We start from the raw sequence: 10789 nt of genomic DNA, 5'->3' as shown, positions 1-10789 counted from the left end.
TTCGTACTCCTAACGGGAAATAGAGCGCTCCCATCTCCTGCTTGGAGTACGAAACGGATTCCTGGCGGGCGCGGGGGCTACGGGGTTGAGGTGCGGGTGGTGTACTCGCGGAGCGCGTGGCCGGGGCTGACGTTGCCGTCCAGCAGGTCGGCGTCGACCAGGCGGAGGTCGCGCTCGGCAGCGGGACCGTAGCCACCGCCTCCTCCGGTGAGGCAGCGCACCACGTCACCGGCGCGCAGGCGCAGCCCGTTGCACTTCAGCAGCCGCCGCTCGTCCTGGCGACCGGGGTTGACCACCACCTCCGGGGCCACCGCGCCTGCACCGCCGAAGAGCCCCCACGCGGGCGTCACGGAGCGCTCGAACCACAGCGACAGCGAGCAGTCGTGCAGCGCGACGTACTCGCGGACCACGCCGTTGCCACCGCGCCACCGCCCGGCACCGCCGGAGTCCGTCCGGATGCCGTACTCCTTGACACGCAAGGGAAAACGCGTCTCGAAGACCTCGATCGGCATGTCCTTGAGCGAGCCGTTGACGTTGTTGATCAGCGCGGTCTCCCCGTCGCCGCCGTCCCACGCGCCCCACCCGCCGAGCGTGGCCTCCAGGCTCACGTAGTCGCGGCCGGTGCGCGGATCGGCCCCGGCGTACTGCACGATCATCGAGTCGCCGTGGCTCGCGGCGGCCACGCGCCGAGGCATGGCGGGCGCCAGCGCTCGCGCCACCAGGTCGATCAGCAGGCCCAGGTGGGAGAAGTACCACTGGCACGCGGCCGGGGCCTGCGCGCCGAACACCGAGCCCTCGCGCACCTCGACGGTGAGTGGGCGGAACGAGCCGCCGTTGCCGGGGATGTCCGGGCTGATGAGCATCTTGTAGCCGACGCGGCACGCCGAAACCGCTTGCGCAGCACCGCAGTTGACCGGCCCGACGGTCTGGTCGGCGGACTCGGTGATGTCGAAGGTGACGTCCTCGCCGGAGACGGTGATCTTCAGCCGCACCGCGACCGGCGTCTCCAGGTCGATGCCGTCGTTGTCCAGGAAGCCCTCCGCGCGGTAGACCCCGTCCGGGATCTCGCGGACCACCGCGCGCTCCATGCGCTCGGTCTGGTCGAAGATCTCCTCGGCCGCCGCGCGCAGCGACTCCGCGCCGAAGCGCTCGACGATCTCGGCGAGCCGCCGCTGGCCGATCTCGATGGTCGCGGTCATCGCGGTGAGATCGCCCATCGTCGGGTACGGGAAGCGGACGTTGGTGCGCACCGTGTCCAGCACCCCGTACACGGGCTCGCCGCCGGAGATCAGCTTCTGCGGCCCGAGGCGCAGGCCCTCCTGGAAGATCGTCACCGAGTCCATCGAGCCGCCGGGGTCCTTGGAGCCGACGTCGATCCAGTGCGCCCTGGTCGCGGTGAAGCCCACCAGGCGCTCGCCGACGAAGACCGGCCCGAACACCGTCACGTCGTTGAGGTGGGTGCCACCGAGGTAGGAGTCGTTGAGAATCCACACGTCCCCCGGCCGCCACACGTCGGCGCCGAAGCGCTCCTCGGTGAAGCGCGTGCAGACCTCCAGGTTCCCCAGGAAGATCGGCAGACCCGCCGACTGACCGAGCACCCGGTGCTCCGCGTCGAGCAGGGCCACCACGCAGTCCCCGCACTCGTAGATCACCGGCGTGTACGCGGAGCGGATGAGCATCGCGTTCATGTCCTCGGCCGCCGAGGTGAGCGCGTTGCGGATGATCTCGACTGTGACCGGGTCGATGCTCATCGTGTCTCCTCGATCACCAGTGAGCCGAGTTCGTCGACGCGCACCCCGTACCCGGGCGGGACCACGGTCGTCGCGGTGGCTTCGAGCACCAGTGCTGGGCCCTGAAAGGCATGTCCGGCAAGCAGATCCGCGCGTTGGACGATCAGCGACTCGACCGATTCGCCGTCGAAGACCACCGCGCGTCGGGTGTGCGGGAAGTCCCCCTCCGCCTTCGCCAGCCGCTCGGAGTCCGGCTTGCCCAGATCGCCGTAGACGGTGGTGCGCAACGCGACGAACTCCACCGGGGCGCCCGGGTTGGCGTGCCCGTGGCGCTGCTCGTGGAGCTTGCCGAAGCGCGTCGCGATGACGTCGAGGAACTCCGGCCGCACGGGTTCCTCGGCGCTCGTCAACGGCACGGTGAGCGCGTATTCCTGTGCTGCGTAACGGAGATCCACCGCGTGCTCGACGCGCCGCGCGGCCTCCGGAACGCCTTCGCCGTCCAACGCGCTCAGCCCGCGCTCGGCGAGCCCCACCAGTCGGCTCGCCAGGTCGACGCCGTCCACGTCCGCGTCCAGGCGGTAGTACGGCTCGGTGAGGTCGCGGCGGATCTCGGTCTGGAGCATGCCCCACGCGGAGAACGCCCCGGGGAAGCGCGGCACCACGACCTCGCGGATGCCCAGTTCGCGCGCCAGGAACACCGCGTGCATCGGCCCGGCGCCACCGAAAGCGACCAGTCCGAAGTCCCTCGGCTCGATACCGCGCGCGACCGTGATCGTGCGGATCGCCTGCGCCATCTTCGCGTTGGCCACCGCGCAAATGCCTTCTGCCGCAGCGGTCGTGCCCATCCCGAGCGCGCTGCCGAACTCCGTCACGACCTCGCGCGCCGCCTCCGGGTTCAGCGTGACGCGCCCGCCCGCGAAGGACTCCGGCTCGATCCGGCCGAGCACCAGGTTGGCGTCGGTGACCGTGGCCTGCTCCCCACCGCCGCCGTAACAGGCGGGGCCGGGCCGCGCGCCCGCCGAGTGCGGTCCGACCCGCAGGCCGCCCGCCTCCACCCACGCCACCGACCCGCCACCGGCGCCGACGGTGTGGATGTTGACCGCGCTCATCAGCATGGGCAGCCCGTCCAGCCGCACCTCCGGCGTCACGTCGGGCTCGCCGTCGACGACCATCGAGACGTCGAAGGACGTGCCGCCCATGTCCACGTAGATCAGGTTCGGCCGGGCCATCGCCCGCGCGAGCGCGACGCCGCCCATGGTCCCGCCGACCGGCCCGGACAACAGCGTCTGCAACGGCCGCCGCCGCGCCGACTCCGCGGTGATCATGCCGCCGGAGGACTGCATCACGTGCAGCGGCACGCTCATCCCCCGCCGCGCCAGCTCCCCGCCGAGCCGTGCCAGGTACGTGCGGACGGCCGGTCCGATGTAGGACTCCACCACCGCGGAAGAGGTCCGCTCGTACTCGCGCCACTCGTTGGCCGTCTCGTGCGACAGCGACAGCGCGACGTCCTCGCCCAGTTCCTCGACCAGGATCTCCCGCGTCCGCAGCTCGTGCGCCGGGTTGAGGTGGCTGAACAGGTAGGCCACCGCGATCCCGCCGAAGCCCTCGTCCCGGTAGCGCGCGGCGGCGCAGCGCACGGCGCGCTCGTCCAGCGGCTCCAGTTCACCGCCGGAGGCGTCCAGCCTGCCGCCGATCCCGGCGATGTCGCGGCGGGGCACGAGCGGTTCCGGCTTGCGGAAGTGCAGGTCGTACATCCTGGTCCGGGGCCCGCGCGCGATGTGGTAGGCGTCGCGCGCCCCCGCCGAGGCCAGCAGCAGCACCCGCACACCCCGCCGCTGCAACAGGCTGTTGAGCCCCTGGGTCGTCCCGTGCACCAGGAAGGAGATGTCGGCGGGCCGCTCGACCACCGAGGCGACCGCCTCCAGCACGCCTTCGGCGAGATCGGCGGGTGTCGTCGGGTACTTGCCGATCCGGTACCGCTTGTCCGTTTCGTCGTAAACGACCACGTCGGTGAACGTGCCGCCGATGTCCATCGAGACCCGTGCTCCGCCCATGGCGCGGAGGGTAGACAGCGGCCGAATGGATCTTCTGTGCACGACCGACAGCCAGGTGCCGCCGCGCAGTGCATCGCGCCTACCTGGGCGGCGAACCGCGACCGCGCTCCCTAGACATCCCATGTCTAGCGGAGCGCACAGTGTGACCGACTCGCGCTGTGCTCACCGCCCATTCCCGAAGTGGTGTCACTTCATAGAGTGATGACCTCGTTGCTTGTAGTCGAATGTGGCCTGTAGCTGAGTTTGTCTGTGCCTTGCAGGCCGGATGGGAGAGCAGCACGATGACCGCTCTTGACCGCGCGGAGGCTCCCGACGTGGACTTCCAGGCCTGCCAGATCCTGTGCCTGGACCTGCCGCCGGAGATGCCCGCGGTCCGGGTGGTGCACGAGCTGGACGGGGTGGCGAGCCCGGTTCAGCCGGCGCGGCTGATGGAGGTCGGGCACGCGATGTGGTCGCAGTGGACCGCCGGCCCCGACCACGAGACGCCCGAGGTGCTGCTCGGCCTCGAAGGGGACGGGATCGTGCCCACGCTGGCGTTGTCGCTGGCCTCGGGGCTGCCGTACCACCTGGCGTGGCGGCTGAACCAGAGCAGGCTGCCCAGCCCGCGCGGCGCCGAGCTGTTCACCTACAACCAGTTGGCGGGCAGCCGGGTGCTGGTCGTGGACGCGGCGCTGTCGGACAGCCACATGATCGCCAGCCTGGTCGGCGTGCTGCGCCAGGAGGGCGCCGTCGTGGTCGGCGTCGCGTGCCTGTCGGAGGACCGCGCGGGCGTCGGCCGCAGGGTCGTCGAGGCGACAGGTGTTGCGCTGACCGCGCTGGCGTACACCAGATAACCCGATCGGGCGTAGCGTTTTCCCTGTTCAGCGGCTTGACGTTGGCGTACGCCGAACTACTGTCCTAGAGCGTCGCCCCGACAGCCTCCCCCCGACTCGGCTGTCGCCGGCAGTCGCGAAGGGAGAGGGTCGCGGTGCTTCCCGTCGACAGCGCATTGCTGAACTTGAACTTGCACATCCAGCGCGAGCTGCGCGGTTTCGCCGTCGTGGTCACGGTGTTCGGCGAGGTCGATCTCGCCAGCGGCCCGACCCTCAACACCGAGGTCACCACCGCTTCAGCGCTCGCAACGCCGCCCGCCCCGGTGGTGCTCGACCTGACCAGGGTGGAGTTCTTCTCCTCCGACGGGCTCACCCTGCTGGCCCACCACCACAAGATCTGCGCTGACCAGCGCACGCCGCTGCGCGTGGTCGCCACGACCGCGCCGGTGCTGCGCCCGATCAGCCTCACCGATCTCGACCGCACCCTGGACGTGTTCGGCAGCGTCGCCGAGGCCCTCAGCCTGCCGCCCACTCCCCGGGACGGTTCCAGGCGCTGAGTTCGCGACGGCTCTCGAAGCGCCGGGGTTCTCCGGTCACCGGGTCGGTGAAGGCCAGCACTTTCGCCAGCAGCTGCAAGGGTCGGGTGAAGTCGTCCAACGGCTTCTCGGTCAGCACCGGGTAGAAGTCGTCGCCGAGGATCGGCACGCCCAGCCCGCTCATGTGCAGGCGCAGCTGATGCGTGCGCCCCGTCCTCGGCAGCAGCCGGTAGCGCCCGACGCCGTCCCGGTGCTCCGCCAGCTCGACGAGCGTCTCACTGTTCGGCGCCACGTCGCCGATCTCGGTAGCCGTGATCACGCCGCGTTCCTTGACGATGTGGCTGCGCACCACGCACGGCAGCTCCAACGCGGGATCGTGCCGCGCGATCGCCTCGTATTCCTTGTGCACCAACCGATCCCGGAACATCGTCTGGTACTTGCCGCGCAGTTCGGGTCGCACCACGAACATCACGAGCCCCGCCGTCACGCGGTCCAACCGGTGCGCGGGCACCAGTTCCGGCAACCCGAGGTCGTGCCGCAGCTTCACCAGCGCCGTCTCCATCACGTGCTGCCCGCGCGGGATCGTGGCGAGGAAGTGCGGTTTGTCCACCACGAGCAGATCTTCGCCCTGGTGCACGATCCCGATCTCGAACGGCACCGGCACCTCCACCGGCAGGTCCCGGTGGAACCACACGTAGGAGTCCGGCCGATAGGGCGTGTCCACCCTGATCGGCCCGTCGAGCCCCACGATGCGGTCTTCGCGCAGCATCATGTCGATCCGCTCCGGCGCCACCCTCGGCAACCGCTCCACGAGGTGGTCCCGCACCGTCGCCCACTCCCCTTCGGCGGGCAACCGCAGGCGCGCGGGATCGAGCCCGTTGCGCTGCGGCAACGGAGGTGTGGGCCGACGTCTCACCGCGTCACCCTAGCCCGCCTCAGAACGGCGCCGGTTCCGCGATCGGGACGGGGTGGACGTCTTCGGTCTTCCCGCTCGGCGTGGTCCAGGTGTGCGTCCCGTCGTCGTTGTTGGTGCACGTCCAGTTCGAATGGGTCTTCATCCGGTGATGCCGACGGCACTTCGGCCGCAGGTTGTCGATCGTGGTGTTCTCGCCGTTGTAGCGACGGCAATGATCAAGATCGCAGCGGTGTGCGGGTTGGTTGCAGCCGATCGCCATGCACGTCGGGTACCGGGCCGCGATGAGTTCTCGCTGTTTGGCGGTGGGCCGGTAGACGTTGCTGATCTCCTCAGCCGCTCCCGTCACGGGGTCGGTCAAGATCCGCTTCCACACCCCACCCGCCGCGATCTCGCGGGCGATCGGTGCCGGGATGGGGCCGTAACCACCCAGGATCGCCGGGTCCTGGGTGAGACCGAGTGCTGAGGTGATCGGCATCGTCAGGTACACCATCGTCCGGCCCTGCGGAGCAGGAGTGTCGTTGCCCAGCAACAAATCGCGTGCGATGTCGGATCGTTTCTGATCCAGGGTGCGGTCATCCTTCGGGAGGGATCGGGCGATGCGGTTGATGTGGTCATAGACCATCGCCGCATCATGAGCAGTCATCAGTACGCGGAGCAGGGCCATGCCGTCGTCCTGGTTGATCTTCTCCACCAACCGCGCCTTGCGCTTCTCCTGAAACCGACGCTCGGCAGCGGTCGGGTCCAGTCGGTGGATGAAGCGGACCGCGTACTGGCGGGTGGTGGAGTAGGGGTTTTTCTCCGCGTGTGCCAGCAGGGCTTCTTCGGCGATCGCGGCGTGCACGGCCGAGAGGACTCGGAGCAGGTCGATGATCATGAGTGCTTTGCCCTCGTCGACTCGGCCTTCGGCCAACGCCTTCAACACTCCCGGGCGAGAGGTGAGATCCGTGGCGCGGTCGATGAGCCTGGCTGCTTTGACCCGCGAGACGCGCAGTTCACGCATCAGGATCTCCTCGGAGAATTCCCGATCGCGCGGATCAAGGTCAGAAATGTAGTCGAGCAGGGTCACGGAAAAGTCGGCTACGGCCTTGCCCATGCCGGTGAAGGCCGCCTTCAAGACGGCGTCGGAATCCATACCTCTATTCTACGCCGTTTAAATAGTGGATCATGGCTCTAAGGGGTGAATTCCCAGGCGTCCGAAATGCCGAAAGCCCCACGCTGGAACGTGAGCCGCGAGACAAACCGGTCGGCTTTACCTGGGGTGCGCGTGCCATACGCTCGTCCGCGTGGGCCGGGATTCATCCCGTGCCCGCCCGGCCAATGACGGCACGCGCAAGGGGCCCCAGGTCAAGCCGACCCCACGCAGGAACCAGCGAACCCAACCCAACCTGGAAGCCCAGCCGCACCCCAGAAAAAAAACCTCACCTACACCGAACACCAGAACTCAACATCAAGAACGAAGCGACCTTCCCGTCCGAGACATCAAACGCCAGACTCCACTCCGGATGCCCCTCCACCGCAACCGAATACCGACCGCGGTCCTCCACCATCCCCCGACCCTCATAAGCCTTCTTCAGATCCGCGACGGAGGTCCCCCGCCCAACCCCCTCCGGCGTCTTCGCGAACGGCGGCGCCGAGATCAACCGCAGCTTCCCGCCACCAAAAGACACTCCGCCGTGCTCATTAGACCGGCGAATGCGAAAGGACGACCGGGCGGATGACTCCGCCGAGGCCACCGACATCTTCTTCAGCGCCTCCGCCGACTTCGCGTACAGATCCGCCGAGACCGCGTAGTCCTCGGCCGACTTCCCGCCCTTGGCGCGGTGCTCGTCGAGTGCGACGCGGATGTCGTCGTTCTCCTTCTTGGCGGCGGCGTAGCTCTTCTCCGCGGCGGCTTCCAGTGCCATGCGCGCGGGTTCGGGCAGCGGGCCACCCGCGAAGGAGTAGTCCTCGCAGCCGGTGACCACGGCCACCGGGCCGGGGCCGAGGGCGCCGGTGGCGACGGCCTCGTCCTTGGTCATGCCGATCTTGAGCTTGCCGAAGCGGTCGGGGCCGAAGGCCGTTGCCTCCGCGCCCTCCTTGGTGCCCAGCGGCAGGTCCTCGTCGAGCAGCCAGATCGCTCCCCCGGCGACGAGGCCCGCGACGACGACGCCCGCCGCGATCCCGATCCACACCTTGCGCGTACTTCCCCCAGTGCTCATGAGCGGAATACTAAGTCAGCGAATCCAGTCGTTTTTGCTGGTGAGCGGGCCGTCACAGGTCCACCCGGAACCTCGGCCCGACCGCCCGCGGCTATGCTTGGCCGCGTGATCGAGTTCCGGATCGACCAGCGGTCCGGCGTCGCGACGTACGTCCAGCTGGTCCAGCAGGTCGAACAGGCCCTTCGCCTCGGAGTGCTCTCCCCCGGCGACCAGTTGCCGACCGCGCGCGAGGTCGTCGAGGCGACGGCGATCAACCCCAACACGGTGCTCAAGGCCTATCGCGAGCTGGAGCGCGCCGGACTGGTCGAGGCCAAGCGCGGCATGGGCACCTTCGTGCGCCGCTCGCTGGGCTCGGGGCAGACCGGCCGCAACTCCCCGCTGCGCTACGAGCTGGCGAAGTGGATGGGCCACGCGCGCGCGGCCGGGCTGGGCAAGGCGGACCTGGACGCGCTGTACACCGACGTGCGCGCGGAGCACTTCCCCGGCCCCTGACCACCCTTTCACTACTTAATTGGTGAAAGGGTGCAACCCCTGCTCGGACGACACGTCCTCTGAGCATGAAACGACGCACGCTCCTGGTCGTGGCACCGGTGGTGACCGCGGCCCTCGCCGTCGCACTCGGCGTCGCCCTGTGGCCCAGCCGGGACGCGTGGGCCTCCTCGTGCACCGGGGAGATCTCGCCCTCCCGCCAGTCCGCCGAGGTCAAGGACGCCGCGCGAGCCATCCAGTCGGCCGCGCGCGGCGCGTCGGCCGGGATCGCGATGGTGGACCTGACCGGGTGCACCGACGTGGCCGGGGCGAACGCCTCCGCGCTGTTCCCCTCCGCCTCCGTGGTGAAGCTGCTCATCGCCCTGGACGCCTTGGCGGGCAAGGAGTCCGAACCCGAGGGGCTGGAGCGGATGCTCTCGCTCAGCGACGACAAGGTGGCCAGCGAGCTGTGGACGGCCAACGGCGGCGCGGCGATCGTGCGCAGGATGAGCGAGCGCATCGGGCTCCAGCACACCCGTCCGCCCGCCAAGGCAGGCCGCTGGGGCGAGACGCTGACCTCGGCCGCCGACGTGGCCCGGATCTACCAGCACATCTCGGCGAAGCTGCCCAAAGAACGCCGCATCGCGCTGACCGACGCGCTCTCCTCGGCGCCGCGCACGGCAGCGGACGGGTTCGACCAGTACTTCGGCATCCCCAGCGGCCTCTCCGACCGGGAGTGGGCGATCAAGCAGGGATGGGGCAGCACGGACGACCGCGTGGTGCTCAACACGACGGGAATGGTTGGTGGCAAACACAACTACGTCGTGGTGGTGCTGACGAGCTGGCCCAAGAACACGTCGTGGCCCACGGCGAAGAAGGCCGTGACGAAGGCGGTCAGCGAGCTGCACGGGCTGGTCGGCTCGACGACCTCGCCGTGACCGACGTGACCGCAGTCGCGGCCGGTGCGACGAGCGCGACACCGGCCGCGATCGCGAACGCGGGCAGCCAGCCCGCCGCGTCGATCAGCCAGCCCACCCCGACGGCGCCGACGACCTGGCCGGTCGACAGAGCCAGGAACGACGCCGCGACAGCGGAGGCGTTACCGGCCGCCAAGACCATGACCGCGGTCAGCGCGACGTAGCTCGCGCCGAACACCGCACCCGCCACGAACGCCGCACTCGGCGCCACAGCGAGGAAAACCGTGGCAGCGGCGAGCGCTGCGGTCAACGGCCGCCAAGCTCGCTCAAGCCCGATCTTCGCCACCACGTCACCGGTCGTCGCGGCCACGATCCCGGCGGCACCGAGCACGATCCAGAACAGGGCCGAGCGCCCGCCGTCGAAACCGCCGACGGTGACAACGAGATCCCGCCCGAAGGTCAAGAACGCCGCGCTCGCCGCACCGACGACCGCGCTGGCGATCACCAACCGCGTCGGCGTCCGCCCAGCACGCACAGCTTTCCCTTGGTGCGACGGCAAATCTCGGCCCGCGACGAAGACGGCGACGGTCGCGGCGAGGCTCAGCGCGGAGAAGAACACCCACGCCACCCGCCAGTTCCCGCTGGCGAACAACGCGGACGGGCCGCTCACGAGCACTCCGACACCAGTGCCCGCGTTGACGATCGCCTGCGCCGCCCCGCGACGAACCTCGGCGACACCCCGGTTCACCATCGACACCAACGGTGGCGTGGCCAGCCCGGTGCTCGCCCCGGAGACGAGCACGCCGAGCACGAACGTCACCCCTGACCCCGCCGTAGCGATCAACGCAGTGCCAGCGGTCGCGGTCGCTGCGGCCAGCACCGCGGTCCCCCGGTCGCTCCACCGCGTCGTGAGCAGCGCGCTGAGCACGACCGCGAAGCAGTAGGCGGCGTAACCCGCCGACGCCAGCGCACCGGCGGTGGCCACGCTCATGCCGAACTCGGCCCGGAACTCCGGCAGGTACAGCCCGTAGGCGTAGCGGCCGAGGCCGTAGGTCACGGCGATGACGGCCACCCCGGCCGCGACCAGCCGCGCTTCGACAGATCTCACACGCCCTCCTATAACGCCCGTTCTACTAGAACGCACGTTATACTCACTCG

At 69.5% G+C, this 10789-nt stretch carries 10 protein-coding genes; 4 read left to right on the top strand and 6 right to left on the bottom strand.

The window, feature by feature from the left end; translation table 11 throughout:
• Positions 1-77 precede the first annotated feature (77 nt).
• Together CCN37_RS28200 and CCN37_RS28195 are read right to left on the bottom strand one after the other, a co-directional pair.
• Positions 78-1751, bottom strand: a complete 1674-nt coding sequence (locus tag CCN37_RS28200; RefSeq protein ID WP_086826545.1) for a hydantoinase B/oxoprolinase family protein — start codon at positions 1749-1751, stop codon at positions 78-80.
• The gene (locus tag CCN37_RS28195) at positions 1748-3784 is read right to left on the bottom strand and encodes a hydantoinase/oxoprolinase family protein (protein ID WP_086826543.1); all 2037 of its coding nucleotides are present in this window, start codon (positions 3782-3784) and stop codon (positions 1748-1750) included. Before CCN37_RS28195 ends, CCN37_RS28200 begins: the two co-directional genes overlap by 4 nt.
• A gap of 281 nt (positions 3785-4065) precedes the next feature.
• Here CCN37_RS28195 and CCN37_RS40190 point away from each other — a divergent pair, with 281 nt between their 5' ends.
• A complete protein-coding gene (locus tag CCN37_RS40190) occupies positions 4066-4617 on the top strand; it encodes a hypothetical protein (protein ID WP_086826541.1) in 552 nt (183 codons plus the stop codon).
• A 164-nt stretch (positions 4618-4781) separates the two neighbouring features.
• Complete coding sequence (locus CCN37_RS28185; protein ID WP_246843359.1) at positions 4782-5153, top strand: anti-sigma factor antagonist; 372 nt, start codon at positions 4782-4784, stop codon at positions 5151-5153.
• On the opposite strand, the gene CCN37_RS28180 is transcribed toward CCN37_RS28185, so the two are convergent.
• From CCN37_RS28180 to CCN37_RS28170, 3 genes are all read right to left on the bottom strand, one after another.
• Positions 5113-6048 (bottom strand): pseudouridine synthase, encoded by a 936-nt coding sequence (locus CCN37_RS28180; RefSeq protein ID WP_086826539.1) that lies wholly within the window; start codon positions 6046-6048, stop codon positions 5113-5115. The genes CCN37_RS28185 and CCN37_RS28180 overlap by 41 nt on opposite strands.
• 19 nt (positions 6049-6067) lie before the next feature.
• Entirely contained in the window at positions 6068-7180 is a 1113-nt protein-coding gene (locus CCN37_RS28175; protein WP_086826537.1) for an HNH endonuclease signature motif containing protein, read from the bottom strand.
• Positions 7181-7466: 286 nt separating this feature from the next.
• A complete protein-coding gene (locus CCN37_RS28170; RefSeq protein WP_143261850.1) occupies positions 7467-8246 on the bottom strand; it encodes a hypothetical protein in 780 nt (259 codons plus the stop codon).
• A 105-nt stretch (positions 8247-8351) separates the two neighbouring features.
• Here CCN37_RS28170 and CCN37_RS28165 point away from each other — a divergent pair, with 105 nt between their 5' ends.
• Positions 8352-8738, top strand: a complete 387-nt coding sequence (locus CCN37_RS28165; protein WP_210408238.1) for a GntR family transcriptional regulator — start codon at positions 8352-8354, stop codon at positions 8736-8738.
• Between the two features lie 89 nt (positions 8739-8827).
• Positions 8828-9652 carry a serine hydrolase gene (locus CCN37_RS28160; RefSeq protein ID WP_143261849.1) on the top strand — a complete coding sequence of 275 codons (825 nt, stop codon included), beginning with the start codon at positions 8828-8830 and terminating at the stop codon, positions 9650-9652.
• Here CCN37_RS28160 and CCN37_RS28155 read toward each other — a convergent pair.
• Positions 9609-10739, bottom strand: coding sequence for an MFS transporter (locus tag CCN37_RS28155; RefSeq protein WP_168200897.1), 1131 nt, complete (start codon positions 10737-10739; stop codon positions 9609-9611). The two genes, CCN37_RS28160 and CCN37_RS28155, sit on opposite strands and share 44 nt — an antisense overlap.
• Positions 10740-10789: the final 50 nt, after the last annotated feature.

It is taken from the genome of Allokutzneria sp. NRRL B-24872 (assembly GCF_002155965.1).
In the GTDB taxonomy this organism is placed as follows: Bacteria; Actinomycetota; Actinomycetes; order Mycobacteriales; family Pseudonocardiaceae; genus Allokutzneria.
This window is presented reverse-complemented; position numbering and strand designations above follow the sequence as displayed.

What these genes read in the sequence shown, in the direction of transcription:
- CCN37_RS28200 (WP_086826545.1), bottom strand. Translation starts at nt 1,751, where the DNA reads ATGAGCATCGACCCGGTCACAGTCGAGATCATCCGCAACGCGCTCACC.
- CCN37_RS28195 (WP_086826543.1), bottom strand. Translation starts at nt 3,784, where the DNA reads ATGGGCGGAGCACGGGTCTCGATGGACATCGGCGGCACGTTCACCGAC.
- CCN37_RS40190 (WP_086826541.1), top strand. Translation starts at nt 4,066, where the DNA reads ATGACCGCTCTTGACCGCGCGGAGGCTCCCGACGTGGACTTCCAGGCC.
- CCN37_RS28175 (WP_086826537.1), bottom strand. Translation starts at nt 7,180, where the DNA reads ATGGATTCCGACGCCGTCTTGAAGGCGGCCTTCACCGGCATGGGCAAG.
- CCN37_RS28170 (WP_143261850.1), bottom strand. Translation starts at nt 8,246, where the DNA reads ATGAGCACTGGGGGAAGTACGCGCAAGGTGTGGATCGGGATCGCGGCG.